17 protein-coding genes and 1 pseudogene are annotated in these 15,135 nt (G+C 67.9%); 4 read left to right on the top strand and 14 right to left on the bottom strand.

Going from position 1 to position 15,135, the window contains the following annotated elements:
- Positions 1 to 20: 20 nt before the first annotated feature.
- Genes LK10_RS21010 through LK10_RS15995 form a run of 9 tightly spaced genes read right to left on the bottom strand, consistent with a single transcriptional unit; the run spans position 21 to position 8,068 of the window.
- Complete coding sequence (locus tag LK10_RS21010; protein WP_156144215.1) at positions 21 to 920, bottom strand: hypothetical protein; 900 nt, start codon at positions 918 to 920, stop codon at positions 21 to 23.
- Positions 895 to 2,943, bottom strand: coding sequence for a flagellar biosynthesis protein FlhA (locus LK10_RS16030; protein WP_043125778.1), 2,049 nt, complete (start codon positions 2,941 to 2,943; stop codon positions 895 to 897). Before LK10_RS16030 ends, LK10_RS21010 begins: the two co-directional genes overlap by 26 nt.
- Positions 2,940 to 4,034: an EscU/YscU/HrcU family type III secretion system export apparatus switch protein gene (locus LK10_RS16025; RefSeq protein WP_043125775.1), complete on the bottom strand. Its 1,095-nt coding sequence runs from the start codon at positions 4,032 to 4,034 to the stop codon at positions 2,940 to 2,942. The genes LK10_RS16030 and LK10_RS16025 overlap by 4 nt, the downstream gene beginning before the upstream one ends.
- Positions 4,034 to 4,792: a flagellar biosynthetic protein FliR gene (locus tag LK10_RS16020; protein WP_043125774.1), complete on the bottom strand. Its 759-nt coding sequence runs from the start codon at positions 4,790 to 4,792 to the stop codon at positions 4,034 to 4,036. Before LK10_RS16020 ends, LK10_RS16025 begins: the two co-directional genes overlap by 1 nt.
- Positions 4,793 to 4,796: 4 nt before the next feature.
- Positions 4,797 to 5,072, bottom strand: coding sequence for a flagellar biosynthesis protein FliQ (gene fliQ, locus LK10_RS16015; protein ID WP_043125771.1), 276 nt, complete (start codon positions 5,070 to 5,072; stop codon positions 4,797 to 4,799).
- 1 nt (position 5,073) lies between these two features.
- Positions 5,074 to 5,952: a flagellar type III secretion system pore protein FliP gene (gene fliP, locus LK10_RS16010; protein ID WP_043125768.1), complete on the bottom strand. Its 879-nt coding sequence runs from the start codon at positions 5,950 to 5,952 to the stop codon at positions 5,074 to 5,076.
- Positions 5,949 to 6,452, bottom strand: a complete 504-nt coding sequence (gene fliO, locus LK10_RS21005) for a flagellar biosynthetic protein FliO (RefSeq protein ID WP_052207466.1) — start codon at positions 6,450 to 6,452, stop codon at positions 5,949 to 5,951. Before fliO ends, fliP begins: the two co-directional genes overlap by 4 nt.
- Entirely contained in the window at positions 6,453 to 7,145 is a 693-nt protein-coding gene (gene fliN / locus LK10_RS16000; RefSeq protein ID WP_231567802.1) for a flagellar motor switch protein FliN, read from the bottom strand.
- Positions 7,142 to 8,068, bottom strand: coding sequence for a flagellar motor switch protein FliM (locus LK10_RS15995; RefSeq protein ID WP_052207465.1), 927 nt, complete (start codon positions 8,066 to 8,068; stop codon positions 7,142 to 7,144). The genes fliN and LK10_RS15995 overlap by 4 nt, the downstream gene beginning before the upstream one ends.
- A 79-nt stretch (positions 8,069 to 8,147) precedes the next feature.
- On the opposite strand from LK10_RS15995, the gene LK10_RS15990 reads away from it, so the two are divergent.
- Both LK10_RS15990 and LK10_RS15985 read left to right on the top strand, forming a co-directional pair.
- Complete coding sequence (locus LK10_RS15990) at positions 8,148 to 8,378, top strand: hypothetical protein (RefSeq protein ID WP_156144214.1); 231 nt, start codon at positions 8,148 to 8,150, stop codon at positions 8,376 to 8,378.
- A 77-nt stretch (positions 8,379 to 8,455) separates the two neighbouring features.
- Complete coding sequence (locus LK10_RS15985) at positions 8,456 to 8,749, top strand: DUF4193 family protein (protein WP_043125764.1); 294 nt, start codon at positions 8,456 to 8,458, stop codon at positions 8,747 to 8,749.
- 13 nt (positions 8,750 to 8,762) lie between these two features.
- Here the strand turns inward: LK10_RS15985 and LK10_RS22890 are convergent, their stop codons facing one another.
- Positions 8,763 to 8,894 (bottom strand): hypothetical protein, encoded by a 132-nt coding sequence (locus LK10_RS22890; RefSeq protein WP_269429522.1) that lies wholly within the window; start codon positions 8,892 to 8,894, stop codon positions 8,763 to 8,765.
- Between the two features lie 164 nt (positions 8,895 to 9,058).
- Here LK10_RS22890 and LK10_RS15975 point away from each other — a divergent pair, with 164 nt between their 5' ends.
- Positions 9,059 to 9,943 (top strand): SDR family oxidoreductase, encoded by an 885-nt coding sequence (locus LK10_RS15975; protein ID WP_043125759.1) that lies wholly within the window; start codon positions 9,059 to 9,061, stop codon positions 9,941 to 9,943.
- Positions 9,944 to 10,376: 433 nt separating this feature from the next.
- Here the strand turns inward: LK10_RS15975 and LK10_RS15970 are convergent, their stop codons facing one another.
- From LK10_RS15970 to LK10_RS15955, 4 genes are all read right to left on the bottom strand, one after another.
- Complete coding sequence (locus tag LK10_RS15970) at positions 10,377 to 11,729, bottom strand: alkaline phosphatase family protein (RefSeq protein WP_043125757.1); 1,353 nt, start codon at positions 11,727 to 11,729, stop codon at positions 10,377 to 10,379.
- Positions 11,730 to 11,852: 123 nt separating this feature from the next.
- Complete coding sequence (locus LK10_RS23135) at positions 11,853 to 12,248, bottom strand: cold shock domain-containing protein (protein ID WP_081998607.1); 396 nt, start codon at positions 12,246 to 12,248, stop codon at positions 11,853 to 11,855.
- Positions 12,249 to 12,395: 147 nt separating this feature from the next.
- The gene (locus tag LK10_RS15960) at positions 12,396 to 12,704 is read right to left on the bottom strand and encodes a hypothetical protein (RefSeq protein ID WP_043125754.1); all 309 of its coding nucleotides are present in this window, start codon (positions 12,702 to 12,704) and stop codon (positions 12,396 to 12,398) included.
- A 4-nt stretch (positions 12,705 to 12,708) separates the two neighbouring features.
- Positions 12,709 to 14,169, bottom strand: a complete 1,461-nt coding sequence (locus LK10_RS15955) for an FUSC family protein (RefSeq protein ID WP_197061963.1) — start codon at positions 14,167 to 14,169, stop codon at positions 12,709 to 12,711.
- Positions 14,170 to 14,791: 622 nt separating this feature from the next.
- Between LK10_RS15955 and LK10_RS23075 the strand changes: the two are divergent.
- Positions 14,792 to 15,097 (top strand): annotated as a pseudogene (locus tag LK10_RS23075) (TetR-like C-terminal domain-containing protein); the annotation flags it as partial.
- Between the last annotated feature and the right edge of the window lie 38 nt (positions 15,098 to 15,135).

Below are 15,135 nucleotides of genomic sequence, written 5' to 3'. Positions count from 1 at the left end.
TCCTTCCATGGAATGACGCGTCAGAGCACCGTCCGTGGTGCGCGCGAACCGTCCACCCAGCCTAAGGGGATCCCGAGGGCATTGACGGTCTCCGGCGTGCGAGTTTCGCCCGTGCCGACCAATGCGAGAGCGCTCACCGTCAGGCGTGCTTTTGCCGCCTCGACCCATTCGGCAGTCTCCTCAGCCTTGTGCCGCGCATCCACGGCGAGCCACACCTGATCCGGCCTCAGAGCCGCGGCGCGCCCAAACTGCGGAGCGAGCCGATCGAACCCCCGCAGCCCTAGGGCCGCGAGCACCGTGGTCCCGGATTCGACGCCTTCGGCCCGGGCGGCCACGGCGTCCCGAACGTCCTCGAGATGTGGCCAATCCCCCGACAGTCCGCCCGCGCTCACCAACGAGAACCCCTCAGGCAGGCGCGCCGCCATCGATTGGACCACCGCGAGCGCCGTTTCGCCCCGGCCGACGACAAGGACGAGGTCCCCCGCGCCGTCGAGGAGCACGGGGACGCGCTCCTCGGGCGCGTCCATCTGGGTCCGTAGGCGTTCGAGGAGCGCGTCGAAGTCCTCGGCCTCGGTGGAGACAGACGGCGCCGAGGGACGCGCACCCGGGGCGGCGGCCAGGAAACCGTCCTCGGCCCTATCCGCGTCCTCGAGCAGCGCGGCGATGCCCGCGCGGGCCTCCAGAGCGTGCGGGCCCAGAGCGTGCGGACCAGCGGGGTCCACTGAGGGCGCGAGCCTCGCGATCGGGGTCGGGACCGTCACGGTCGCCTCCACGTGGCGGCGGCCCATCAGCCCGCGGAGCCCAGGATCCAGCACACTGTCGGCGCTCACGATCCGCGCCTCCGGTCCGTACAGCTCGACGGCCTGACGCGTGACGTCCTCGAGGCTCGATCCCCTAAGCAGATACTGTTGCGGCGCCAAGGCGCACCACCCCAATGGTCTCGATATTCACGGACGTCGAGGTCACCTCTGCATACGAAAGCACTGGGACACCCGAGGGCGGCAGCGCCACGAGCTTCCGCACGGCGGCCCGGAGCACCGGCGCGCAGACGAGGGCTGGGCTCTTCCCCGCAGACTCGGCCGCGGCAACCGCGGAGCTGAGCGATGCGAGGATCGAGTCGAGCTTCGACTGCTCCATGACGAGCTGCGTCCCGCCTTCGGCCGGTCGGAGATCCTGCACGAGGCTTTGCTCGAGGACCGGTTCGATCGTGATGACGGTCAGCCTGTCCCCGTCCATGAGCCGCCGCACGAGCGCCGGCCCGATGGCGAGCCGCGCCGACTCGATGAGCCCCTCGGGATCGGTGGACGCCTTGGCCCGAAGGGTGAGTGCTTCGTAGATGCGGGTGAGGTCGTTGATCGGCACCTGTTCGGTGAGCAGGCCCTGGAGCACGCGGTGGATCTCGGCCAGCGAGAGCAGCCCCGGTGTGAGCTCCTCGACGGCGGCCGGGCTTGCACTCTTGACCCCCTCGGTGAGCACTCGGACGTCCTCGCGCGAGAGCAGGCGGGCCGCGTTGGCCATCACGATCGAGGAGAGGTGCGTGATCAGCACGCTCACGCGATCGATCACGGTCGCCCCGGTCAGCTCCGCGCTGTGCCGCATCTCCGCGGGGATCCACTTGCCCGCGAGCCCGAAGACCGGTTCGACGACGGCGGCCCCCGGCAGCGCGTCGAGGAAGTCGCCGAGGGCGAGGAGCTTGCCCGACGGCGCGGTCCCGCGGCCGGCTTCGACGCCGGCGATCCGGATGGCGTAGGTCGACGGCGGGAGTTCAACGGAGTCGCGCGTCCGCACCGGCGGGATGACGACGCCGAGGTCCATCGCGATCTTGTGGCGCAGGGACTTCACCCGGGCGAGCAGATCGTCCGCCGAACCGCCGACGAGGTCCACGAGGTCGGGTGCCAGCATGATCTCGAGCGGGTGCACACGCATCTCCTCCATGAGCCGCTGCGTGGGATCCTGCTCGGCCTCCCCTCCCCCGGCACCGCTCGCATCGGAGGAGGCATCGCCGTCGTGCGAGGGGCGTATCCGGCGGGAGGCGATGATGAGCGCGGCCCCCACGCCGAGGAACGGCAGCGGCGGCATGCCAGGCATGAGCGCCATGACGACGGCGGCGAGGCCGGCGATGAGGAGGGCCGTCCGGGACTGCGAAAGCTGCGTCGATGCGGCCTGCCCGAGGTCCGCCTCGGCGTTCGAGCGCGTGACGATCATGCCGGTCGAGACGGCCATGAGCAGGGCCGGAATCTGCGAGACGAGGCCGTCGCCCACGGTGAGGAGGGAGTAGGTGTTGAGCGCGTCCGTGATCGAGAGCCCGCGCTGGAGCATCCCGACGCCGAGCCCGCCGACGATGTTCACGATGATGATGACGATGCCCGCGATCGCGTCGCCCTTGACGAACTTGGAGGCGCCGTCCATCGCACCGTAGAAGTCGGCCTCCGCGGAGACCTCGGCCCTACGCTGCCGGGCGACGACGTCGGTGATCAAGCCCGCGTTGAGGTCGGCGTCGATGGCCATCTGCTTGCCGGGCATCGCGTCGAGGGTGAAGCGCGCCCCGACCTCCGCAACGCGCTCGGCGCCCTTCGTCACGACCACGAACTGGATCACCACGAGGATCACGAAGACGACCGCCCCGATGATGAGCGAACCGCCCACGGTGACCTTGCCGAAAGCCTCGATCACCTGCCCCGCATAGCCCTGCCCGAGGACGAGCCGCGTCGAGGCGACATTGAGTCCGAGCCGGAACAGTGTTGCTACGAGCAGGAGCGATGGGAACACCGAGAAGTCGAGCGGCTTCTTCACGAACATGCTCGTCAGCAGGATCACGAGCGCGAGCAGGACGTTGCACACGATCAGCACGTCGAGGAGCGCCGCCGGGACAGGCACAACGAGCAGCAGGACGATGCCGACAATCCCCACCGGGACGGCGAGCCGTGCCAGATTCCGGTTCACGCGTGTATTCCTTTCAAGCCGGGTGGAAGGGTATGGACACCCGCCGATCCGCCGCGGGCCTTGAGCGACATGACGAACGCGAGCACGCCCGCAACTGCTGTGTAGAACTCGACCGGGATCTCCTGGCCGAGATCGCACATTGCGTGCAGGGCGCGCGCAAGCGGAATGTCCTGCACCATCGGCACCCGCTCCTTCTCGGCCTCCTCGCGGATCCGCGCTGCGATGGTGCCTGCCCCTTTCGCGACAATGCGCGGCGCGGACTTGCCCGGCTCGTACTTGAGCGCGACGGCCACGTGCGTGGGGTTGACGAGGACGACGTCGGCCGCGCTCACCGCGGCAATCATGCGGTTGCGGGACATCGCGAGTTGACGCGAGCGCCGCTGGGAGCGGACGAGGGGATCGCCTTCGCTGTTCTTGTTCTCGTCCTTCACTTCGCGCTTGGTCATACGGGTCTTGGTGCGGTTGCGGCGGACGACGACGAAGACGTCCACCGCGGCGAGCAGAAGCCCTGCGGCGACGGCGAAGCGCAGAAGCGACCCGGCGCCGTCGTTCGCGGCTGCGAGGACGCCGGAGATCGGGAGGCCGCCCGCCGACATGAGCACGGGGACGAGCCCCTGCACGACACTCCAGAGGACGAGCCCCACGACGGCGGTCTTCAAGAGCGCCTTCACCCCACCCCACAGCGCCTGCGTCCCGAACATGCGCTTGAGCCCTGCGGCGAAGTTGAAATGCTCGAACGACGGCGTGAGCCGCTTCGGGTGGATTCCTCCCTGCGCCGCGGACCCCACAAGCACGGCGAGGAAGACGACGGCGGCGAGCGGCCCGAGCGTCGCGGCGATCGAACCGAGGCCGTCCGAGAGCGCCTGCACGGCCTTGCCTGGGTCGGGGCTCGCAACGACCCAGGTGACCGTGAAGAGCTGGGCCGTTCCGGCTTTCGAGGCGGCGTCGATCGTCGAGGGAAGCATGACGGCACCCGCCCCCACTGCGAGCCACGCCGTCAGGTCCTGCGAGCGCGAGAGCTGCCCCTTCGAGCGGACCTCGCGGAGCCGCTTGTCGCTCGCCTTCTCGGTGCGTTCCTGGGCGTCAGCCACTAGCCCACCCCCAAGACCGAGTTGACCGCCTGCTGCACGAGCGAGGAGACGATGCTCGGAAGCCCAAGGAAAAGGACGCCCGCCAGGCTGAGCGTGATGAGGACCTTGAGCGGGAAGCCCATCTGGAAGGCGTTGAGCGCGGGGGCGACGCGCGTGAGCAGACCCAGGCCCAGATCCGCGAGGAACAGGACCACCATGAGCGGCCCCGCGATCTGGAGGGCAGAGACGAACATTCCGGTGGTCGCGGCGGTCATGGCCTGCACGGGCTGGGAAAGATCGAGGCCGCCGGCGAGCGGGAGCGCATGGAATGAGCCGGTGAGCCCGCCGAGCACGAGCTGGTACCCGTCCGAGGAGAACAGGAGCGCGAGGGCCGCCATCTGGAGGAGTCGCGTGAACTGGGCGCCGTTGACGAGGCTCTGCGGGTCGTAGCCCTGAGCCATCTGGAAGCCGCTGCCGAGGTCGATCAGCGAACCCGCGGACTGCACGGCCGCGAACACGAGATACACGAGGAACCCGAGCGCTAGGCCCGTGACGAGCTCGAGCACGAGGCCCGTGACGAAGCCTGCGGTATCGCGCGAGCTGTAGCCGTCCTGCGCCCGGTTCGCGACGGCGAGCCCGAGCCCTACGCCGAGCATCCCCTTGATCTGGGCGGGGAACGCGTTGTGGGAGAACGGCGGCGCGATGAACAGGAAGGCCGTCATTCGCACTGCCGCGAGGATCACGGCTTCGATCCAGGCCTGGTCGATGGGGATGTTCATGGGCTCAGTGGGAGCCGAGGAGGGACGGAATCCGGGCGAACAGGTCGTTCGTGAAGCTGACCATCTCGGAGATCATCCACTGCCCGCAGACGATGAGCGCGATCGCGACCGCGACTGCCTTCGGCACGAACGAGAGCGTGGCCTCCTGGAGCTGGGTGATCGACTGGACGAGCGAAATAGCGAGCCCCACGACGAGGCTCGTCACGAGCACGGGCGCGGCGAGCTTCGCGGCGGCGAGGAGCGCTTGGAGGCAGATGTCGAGAACGGCGGCGGTATTCACGTCAGCCCCCCTGATAACTCTGGATGAGCGACGTGATGATGAGATCCCACCCGTCCACGAGGACGAACAGCAGGATCTTGAACGGCAGGGAGATCATGACCGGCGGGAGCATCATCATGCCCATCGACATGAGCGCGGCGGAGACGACGAGGTCGATGATGAGGAACGGCACGAAGATGACGAAGCCGATGATGAACGCAGCGCGGAGCTCCGAGATCATGAACGCCGGGATGAGGGTCTGCAGCGGTGTCGCCGCGGGAGAGGCTGGGTTGGTCAGGCCCGCAGCGCGCGTCATGAGCGCAATGTCCTCTTGGCGTGTGTGGGCTGTCATGAACTTCGAGAGCGGACCCGTGGCGGCATTGAACGCCCCGGCGAAGTCGAGATGCCCGTTGAGGTACGGCTGGATGGCGTGCGTGTTGATGTCGCTCACCACGGGCCACATGATGAACAGCGAGAGGAAGAGCGCGAGGCCCGCGATCACCTGGTTCGGCGGGACCGACTGAAGCCCGAGGGCGTTGCGGGTCATGGACAGCACCACGAAGATCTTCGTGAACGAGGTCATCATGAGCAGGAGCGCCGGGGCGACCGAGAGCAGCGTGATCCCGATGAGGGTCACGACGGCTGACGACGGCCCGTTGTCGGGTGAGTTGATCTGGAGGTTGAGCGTGCCGGAGCCGGTGGCGGTCGGGGCGGGCGAGGGCGTCGCCGGTGCGGTCGGGTCGGCGGGCCCTACGGGAGAGGTCGGATCGAGCGGGGCGTGCAGTCCCGCCGCATGACTCGCCGGAGAGGCGAGGAGCAGCAGGGCGTAGACCGTCACCGCGGCGAGGAGAACGACGACGGCGATCCGGCCGGCCCTGACTGCGAGGCCGTTGGGCGTCACTGCCGGCGCCCGCCGCGGAGCGCGTCAAGCGCCATCCGCCACGTCGCGGGATCGAGAGCCGAACCTGCGAGCGGCTGCGTCTGCGGGCGTCCCGCTCCCAACTGGCGCCTGAGCTCTCGGTCGAAGGCACCCCCGCCCGTGCTCTGGCGCACTTCGCGGCGAGTGAGCGGGGCGGCCAATTCCCCGACGCTGGGTGATTCGGTGAGGACGGGCGATTCGGTGAGGACGGGCGATTCCGCCAGGACAAGGGGTTCGGGGGCCTCCGCGCTGTGGAGGACGTTGATCCCGTGCTCCGTGACGCCGAGCAGGAAGCGCCGCCCGTCGGTGTCCACGAGGACGACCGATGCCTTGGGGCCCACGCTCTGCCGCGACACCACGGTGAGCGCCTTCGCCTTCCCGGAACCGCTCCCACGGCGAAGGCGCCGGTGCAGGAGCCACATGAGCCCCAGCACGGCGCCTAGCGAGACGAGGACCCGGAGGCCCAGGATGAGCGAGTCCATTCAGCGGGGCGCCTCTGCCACGTCGAGGATGCGCGTGATCCGCACCCCGTAGTCCTGGTCGACGACGACGACCTCGCCCAAGGCGATCTTGCGCCCATTGAGGAGCACGTCCACGGGCGCCCCGGCGGAGCGGTCGAGCTCGATGACCTTTCCCGGCTCCATCGAGAGCGCGTCCCGGATGCTCATCCGGGTGCGGCCGATTTCGACCGTGAGGGCCATCTCGACGTCGTGGATTCGTCCCAGCCGGGAAACGAAGGCCGAGGAATCGGCTGGAGCGGAAGGTGCGGCATCGCCGTCGTGCACTCGGATCGCGAACCAGCCGAAGGGGGCAGCGCCGTCGGAAATCTCGTAGACCGCGGTCTCCGGGTCGGCGAAGAGCCCGCCCGCGTCCCCTTCGGCCAGTTCGGAGAGCACGCCCCCTTGGAGCGCCTCGGCGGCGCGCTCGAATGCGGGGCGCAGGACCGCCGTCGTACTCGCCTGGGGGCCGCCGCCCGCCTCGGCGACGAAGTCCGTGGACGCGAGCGCGAGCGCGAAGTCGGCGGTGAGCGCTCCCACGAACGACGCCGAGACGGCGCGCGCGGCATGCGGGGCGGCGACGGCCGGCCCGACGGCGCCGGTCACCGCGAGTCCGGGGACCGGAAGGGCTGCCGCGAGGCGGTCAGCGGCGGCAGCGTGGAGGGCGAGGTTGCTCAAGATTCCTTCTCCTTCATGGGCGGCTTGCCCTGGGCGGCGTCCCTCGCGGACGGGACGATGCGCGCAGCGACGCGCGAACCCTTGCGGACGACCATTGCCTGGGCGAGGTTCTTGCCCCCGACGGCCACGTGGAACGGGTGGTGCTCCGGATGTGGGAGGGCGAGCGTGTCCCCGACGGCGAGGTTGAGGACCTGAGCCGGTGTCACCGCTGCGGGCTCGAGCCGGATGGTGACATCGATCGGCACCGCGGCGATCTGTCCCCCGACGAGCTCGCATGCGTTCGCACTGCTCGCCATCGGGTTGACGGCGCCGAGCTGCGGAAGGAGGGCGTCGGCGGGGATCGCGAGCGTGATCTGGGTGGCGGAGTCCCCGACGACGACCGAGAAGGCGACGACGATCATGAGATCCGTCGTGGCTGCGGCCTGAGCGAACTGGGAGTTGTACTGGATCGCCTCCAAGCGGGGCGTTCCTGCGAGAAGGCCCCCGAGCGAGTACGCGAGGACCTCGAGGCTCTCGTCCACGAGGCTCTTGATGAGCGCGTATTCGAGGGGCGTGAACTTGCGTTCGAGGCCGCTCTTGTCGCTGTGGCCGCCGAGCATTCGCGCGACCCAGCCGAGGGCGGCAGCCGTCGGGAACTGGAGGACTGCCTTGGCTGCGGTGCCCTCGACGGCGCACAGGACCATCGACGTCGTTCCGGGAAGCGTCGCGACGTATTCGTCGTACGTCTGCATGACTACCGACTCGACCGTAACCGTCGATTTGGCGCGGACCTTCGCCGTCAGCTGGGTGCCCCACTGTCTCGAGAAGCTCTCGAAGCCTGCCTCGAGGATGCGGCTGTGCTCGCGCGCGAGCGTCGTGGGACGGCGGAAATCATAGGCCTCGACGATTCTCGGGGCGATTGCTTCGCGGTCCTGCACGGTCACGGGGGCGACTATCGGCAGGGGCCCGCGGGAGGTAAGGAGACGCGGACGAATTCAGATTCGCCCCCTGCATACTGGGACCGTGAAGCCGCTCGTGATCATAGCCGTCGTCGTCCTGGCTTTCGCCGTCTCCTACGCGATCCAGCGCAAGCTGACGAGCATGTTCGACTATCACTGCCGGCGGTGCGACGCGACGTTCGCGCTGACCCCAGCCGCCGCGGCGGTTGCGCCGCACAGCATGGGGAAAAAGTTCGGGCGTTGCCCCAACTGTGGCGCGTGGTCTTGGCTGGAACCCGTTCCGAAAGAGCATTGAGCGGCCAAGGCGCCTCGACAGCCAGTGGTGTACGGTTGCTGGTTCGCACTCCCCAATGCAACTAAGGAGAAGACCACGTGGCTGACTACGACGAGCTACGCCCGGATGTCCGGGAGTCCCAAGAGGACTCCCTCGAGGCGGTCAAGTCCGCGAGCGCCCCTGATCCGCGCAGTGTCGTCCGGGACCTCGACGGCGACGAGGAGGGGGACGGTGTCCCGGGCGGGGAGCTGGTGGATGCAGAGCTCACCGTGCGGCTCGTGCCGCAGGGCGAGGACGAGTTCGTCTGCCAGTCCTGCTTCCTGGTCCGCCACCGTTCGCAGATAGCCAGAGTGGACGGCGACGCAGCGTTCTGCGCAGATTGCGAGGCGTGAGGCGCCTCGGCCCTCACACGTCCTCGAGGCCCGGCAGGCAGCCCTGCAGCGGAGGTGCATCGACCCCGCGGGGCGTCGGCTCGCCCAGCAGATCCTCGATCGAGGTCTGCCCTTCGAGCACCTGGGGAGCCTCGCTGATGTCCATGCTCATCAAGATAGGCGCCAGAGGCTTGCCGGTGCGGGAGCCTCGCGCCACTGGCGCACGATGCTTCCGGTGCCTAGCATGCTCGCCATAACGCGAGCCGTGGGGCCCCGCTCAGTCGGGGTTCAGCCCCACCTCTGACGAGCGGATAGGCAAGGAGTCGAAGCGTGGACACATCCATCGTGCTGGTTGTCGGCGGTACCGGTCATCTCGGTAGCCAGGTGGTCACGGCCCTGCTCGACCGTGGGAAGCAGGTCCGAGCCCTCGTGCGCCCCACGTCCAACGCGTCCCGACTGGCGGCGGCAGGAGTGGAGCTTGTGGGCGGGGACATGATGGACATGGACTCACTTGTGCGCGCCTTCGAGGGAGTCGACGCCGTGGTGACGACGGCGGCCGGCTACACCCACCACAGCGAGGGCGACACCTCGGACATCGATACCGTTGGAAACAGCAATCTCGTCGATGCGGCGGCACGCGCCGGCGTCCGCAGGTTCGTCCTCACGAGCATTCTCACGTGCGATCAGACACCTCAGATTCCGCACTTCTGGCACAAGAAGCTCGTGGAGGACCGCCTTGAGGAAAAGGAGGTCCCCTTCGTGGCTCTGCGTCCGGGGGCTTTTCTGGACCAGGTCACGAGGTTCGGCGGGGACCCCTTCGCGCAAGGCTCGCTTTCATGGATGGGCTCCCCCGACGTGCGGCTCACCTTCGTTCTCACTGCCGACCTCGCTGCCTACCTAGCAGCCGCCGTCGACGCGGACATCCCTGCGGGGGAACGAATCGACATCGGCTGGGACCGCCCGGTGAGCATGCAGGACATCGCGGACATTTCTTCCCGTCTCCTCGGCCGGAAGATCCAGGTGGCGCCGAGACCGAGCGACGCCAGCCCTGGGGCCAGCCGGGTCCCCCAGGACATGGCCGCGATGTTCGACTGGTTCGAGACGGGCCGCTACGTGGCAGACACCAGCCGCCAGGAAGAAGTCTTCGGGGTTCCTACGGCCGAGGACGCGGTCCGCCGGTTCATCATGAGCCTCGGACACCAGGTCGCCGGGTAGCCCGGGCCCTCTAGGCGCGAGCAGGCCAGGGAAGACGAAAGCCGTCCTCGACTAGAACCGTGGGCGTACGCGGCAAGAGGCAGCGAGAATCGTGTACACCGCGGCCTCACTGTCCGCGATCTGCTCGACTTGCGTACCTTCAAGCCAGGCCCTTAGCCGACGACGCTGGACTCGACCGCCACGTTTCAGGGGCGTGCGTGAAGCCGCGCCTTCGACCGCTGGAACTGGCTCAAGCCACGACTTTGTCTTGACTTCCGGCTATATCCGCCCCGGAGGAGCCGGGGGCCCAGACGGCTCGGAGTCCTGGTTCCGGAAGCGGGTGGAGCTGCTGCGGCTCGAGTACGCCCCGAAGGACCCGGCGGACCGGCTCGAGCATGCCTCAGGGGACCAGTGGCCAGGTGCAGGCTGGGACGAGCGGTGCAGGCGCGGTCTGCTAGGGCTTGGGCTTGGTGAATACATCCGCGCCGAAGGCTGCGAGTCCGGGCTGGCCAGCGAAGCCGAGGTGGCCCTTGCCGTCGGATCCTCCGGTCGTGATGCCCAGGAGATCCTCATAGCTGCGCAGGGCAGAGTAGTGGTTGTAGGGCGTGGCGTTGGTGCTCCCGGGGGTAATCCACTTCGAATTAAGGAGCACCGCGCCCACTCGGCCGCCGCCTGGGTATTGGCCGGGACCGGTGGGGGCGGGAAGAATCCCGAATGCTGTCGCAAGGGGCGGGTAGCCGGGGTTGGCGCTGTCCGGGCCGGGCTGTTCGTTGCAGCAGGCGGAGGTGTCGGACGTGCTGGCCTCGTCGAAGGTCACGACGACGAGCATCTGGCCGTGGCGGTAGGCTGGGGAGTTCAGGATGAGCGGCATCCAGTGCTTGAGCCACAGGTCCGCCCCGACGAGACCCCCGGCGTGGGTGCCCTCGGCATTGGTGCCCACACAGGTCGCGTCGTGGCCGTCGTTGCAAGTGTTAGGCGTGACCATCGCGAAGGCCGGGGTGGTGCGCTCCTGGGCGAGGTCGGCGGCGAGGTGTCCGGTGAAGACGTCTCCCTGGGGCCCAGCCGTGACCGTCCCAGAGGGTACGACGTGCTGGGCGCAGTAGGAGGCGTTGTCGGTCACGGAGTGGAAGAAGAGGAAGGGCACATGGCGGATCGCGTACTGGTCCGTCGTGGTCGCCTTGTTGGGGAAGGTCCCGTCGGCGGCGGGGTGGGCGCAGTCGGTCCCGCCGAGCGGATCCGGGGTGCCGTAGTCCCGGGCCGGGTCGTTGCCCATGTCCTCTGCGTACTGGCGCCACGCCATACCTGAGCTGTTCTGGGCGCGGGGCAGTGCGTCGAGCTGGTTTCCGATCGTCTGGACGGCGGAGGGGTAGACGCAACCGCTGCCGTCGACCTGGCCGGGGTACTTGGCCTGGTCGGGATTGGGTGTGCCCGGGGTGACATCGGTGTAGGTCGAGGCCAACGTCGTCGGATTCGTGATGCAGTCGTTCCCAGAGACCGTATTCGGGGCCTGGCCGGAGATCTGGGCGAGGTAGTTGTCGGTGCTGAAGTGGCCCGTCGCGTAGTAGTTCGTCAGCAGCTGCCCCTGGGGCACCAGGACTTCGTTGAGGTATGTGGCGGGGGAATCGGGGCCGAAGGACGAGGCGTAGTCCTCGTTCTCGAGGTCGATCACGAGCACGTGCTTGATCGCGCCGGGCGGCACTGGCGCGCTCGCTCCGCTCCCCGGGGAGGCGCTAGAGATACCCGCCGCGGTGACCAAGGTGATGGCCGCCCCTATGGCGGCGAGTGAAAGTCGTGGAAGGCGCAGCATCGTTTCCTCCGTCGTCGGCCCTCTGCCCGCCCCATTGATGAGGCCCGTCTAGGGGTGATCAGTCTTCGTTGACATGCCAGGCCATCCTACAGAGCTTACTTACTGGTTCGTCAAATACCGTGCCTACGGCGGTAACCAGTCATGATCGCGCAGGGCAGAGGGCAAGGGGGTCAATGCGTGCAGGCGGCGTCTGCACAATTGGGTCAGCCCCGTCCCACGCGGCGGCGCGCAGGAGCGGATCGCCGTCGGCATCCCGGAAGCACCCATCGTCCGCGGGCTCGGCCCTCGTCCGCGCCGCCCTACCGCCCAATGGCCCGCCAGCCCACGCTCCCCGGCCTTCCGCGATTGCCGGAATGCGGCCCGGGATCCCGGGTCAGAGGGGCGGATCTTCTGGGCCTGCGAGCCCTTCTGGCCCTGGCCGACCTCGTACTCGACCTTCTGGCCCTCCTCCAGAAAGCGGAAGCCGCGCGCGTCGATCTCTGAGTAGTGGGCGAAGAGGTCGTCCGAGCCTGTAGCCATTCTTGCTGCCTTCGCCGCTGGTGCGGTGGCCACAGTTTTCGCGGCCGGTTCCCACGCCGGTCCTTCGTGGCTCATCCCATGTGTGGCGGGTCACGGGCCGGCAAACGGTCGCGAGCAAAGAGCGAGGGTCCGCCACTACTCGAGCCCTCAGTCCGACCGTCCCCGCACGAACGGCGTACCCGCGGGGGGCGTGCGGAGCTCCCCGGCCAGCATCCTGGCCTTCGGGTTCTGATCGTAGGCGAGCAGTTCGAGCGCGCGCCGGCCACCGCGGGTCCAGTGCTGGACGGCGCGTGTCCCCTCAGGCAGGAGCACGTTGTCCAGCCGGTAGCCGCTGAACTCGACATCGGCGAACACCGCGCCCGAGAAGTCCACGGCGTGCAGTGGCCCCGCCGTCGGCTCCCCGGGCAGCTCCCGGCCGTCGAAGAGGACTTGCCGCACTTGCCCTGCGAAGAGCATCTGGCTAGTCCCGACTACCGATGGGCCACACCCCGCCCTTGAGCGGGTCAGGCCCGCTTGCTCCGATGGTCCAGGCACGCGCTAGAGCGCCGTAGCCGCGGTCGGCCACCGCATGCTCCGCCGATGCCAGATCGGCAAGGCGGGGGTCGTCGGCCACTGCGCGGCTGAGGATGTTCAAGTGGTGGGTCAGTTCGTACTGCAGCTGCGTTCGAAGGCGACGACTCTCAGAGGAAAGCGGCGTTCCGCCTTCGTCTGCACGTTCGACTGCCGCCACGGCTTCCGCGGCGCGGTAGGACTGCGAGTGGACAAGCCGACGGGGGAACACCCAGCTAGTCGCCCAGGTAACTGCTACGGCGCTCAGTGCGCCGATGACAGTGTCGATGGCGCGTTCGGCGAGGAGCGGGGTGACGCTGCCTCCTGGAGCTGCGGCCGCGACTGTCAGCAGCGCCATTGGGGTGATGGCGATCAGCGCGAGCGCATAGTTCAGGGGCAGGAGCAGATACTGGCCGACCATGCATATGACAACGACTGCCGCGGACGACCACGGTGAGGGATGGGCCGCGGATACCACCCATACAACGCCCACGCCGAGAAGGGTCCCCACAGTACGATGCGCAGCCTTGCGCGTCGCAGCGACCCTATCTGTCCACTGGTTGATCACGATCGTCGCGGCCATCAACGCCCAGTAAGGGCGGCCGATGCCCACCGCCTCGCTGATCAGACCCGCCATGCCTGCGGCGACCGCCATCCGCCAACTCGTGAACCATTCGACAGAGCCAGCGCGAAGCGCGTGACCCAGCAAGTACCGCCATCCGGGTCTTCCGCCCCACGCAGGCGCCGGCGTGGAAAGCTCGGGCAGGTCTCTCGCATCACCCTGAGCTTTCAAGATCGCCCGCGCGAGTCCACGCTGGATGCTGGCCAGATCTTCGACCAGTTCTCGATGTCGGAGGCCGCGGTTCGCCGGCCACGCGGAATGGAGGGTCAACCATGCGTTATTTACTGCCTGGCATGCGGCATCGCGTGCCAACCGTTGCGCTTCGCCGCCGCCTCCGTTGCCCCGTAGGCCGCGGTAAGTCCCTACCGCTATGCGTGCGTGGGCGAGCGCGCGTCGCTCAGGTGCGTGCGGCGAGAAGACGAGGGGAACGAGGAGGAACACGGACGTCAGCAACGAGGCGACGAGCGTGACTCCCACGATCCTCCAACCCAGTTGGGCGTCGGCGCCGAAGAACGCACCGATCACAGCGGAATAGATCACCATCACCGGGCTAGGCCCGCGGGTGAGCAAAAAGGCATGGTAGATCACGCTTGCGACAAGAATAACCAGAGCGCTGAACGGCACGAGGGCCCACCCGTACGGAGCGACAAGCACCCCGGCCGCCATCGCCAAGGTCAGCGAGCCCGACACCAGAAGGCTGTTCCGCACCCGCGCCCAGAGCGGGCGGTCCGCCTCCCAGAAAGTAGTCATCGCGCCGAGCATCGAGATCAGTCCCAGCTGCGGGGAGAACATCAGACAGCAAACCAGAACCGTCGCTGTCGAAATGCCCGCAGAGATCAGATTCGGCGTGATCGTCCCCGTGACGTGCCGCGGTGCGAAGAACGCTCCTGCGACCGAGCCCGCTTTCCGCCACGACGACAGGCGCAATGACACACAACTCCTCAGCCGGGCTGGTGTGCAGCCTATAAAGTGGACGGTTCTTACATATATTATATTAGCTTTTGTCTCTGCTCCCTCTGGCCACGTCAAGAGGCGAATGAGCTCGTATGAGCACATCCGGCGATGTCACGGGAGGGGCCGTCGCCCGATCACTGAGGTCCGATCCGATGTCCTCGACGCTGCTGCGAAGGTGCTCCTGTCGGACGGATTTGGCGGTTTCACCATGGAGAAGGAGACCGCGCCGCAGGCGTCAGCCCCACTAGGCCGTTCAGGCATTGGCCCTCACGCCGCACGCTCGCCCTCGATGCATACTTGCACGCGGTCAGAGATGTACCGGCTGCCCGCGACACCGGGCAGATCGACGTGAATTTGGGGCGCATGCTTGTAGCGTTCGTTCGTTTCGTGAGCCGGAAGCCACCCGCAGCCGTTCGCTCAGCTTGTCGGCGCCGCCCAGACGGACGCAGAGCCCGCAGCCCAGTTCGAACAGCATTACTTCGGCCCGCGACGCCGCGAAGCCTTCGGGTTCCTCGTCACACCAAAGCAGCGCGGGCAGATCAAGCCGGAAGCCAATATCCGCGTACTCGTCGACCTGATTTGGGGCGCGTGCTACACCCGCCTGCTGCTCCCCCACCTTACCGAACAGCTCACTGAGGACTTTGCCCGGCAGGCGGTCAAACAGATATTGACACCGGAGCTGCGCTGCTTACGGGAGCGGGAAGTTCCTTGCAAAGCCGCCTAGAGCCGCCGTCACGCAGAACAAAAGCTTCAAATGTTGTC

It is taken from the genome of Sinomonas humi (genome assembly GCF_000802235.1).
Taxonomy (GTDB): domain Bacteria; phylum Actinomycetota; class Actinomycetes; order Actinomycetales; family Micrococcaceae; genus Sinomonas; species Sinomonas humi.
The sequence above is the reverse complement of the archived record's forward strand: the minus strand, read 5'-3'. Positions and strand labels throughout refer to the sequence as shown.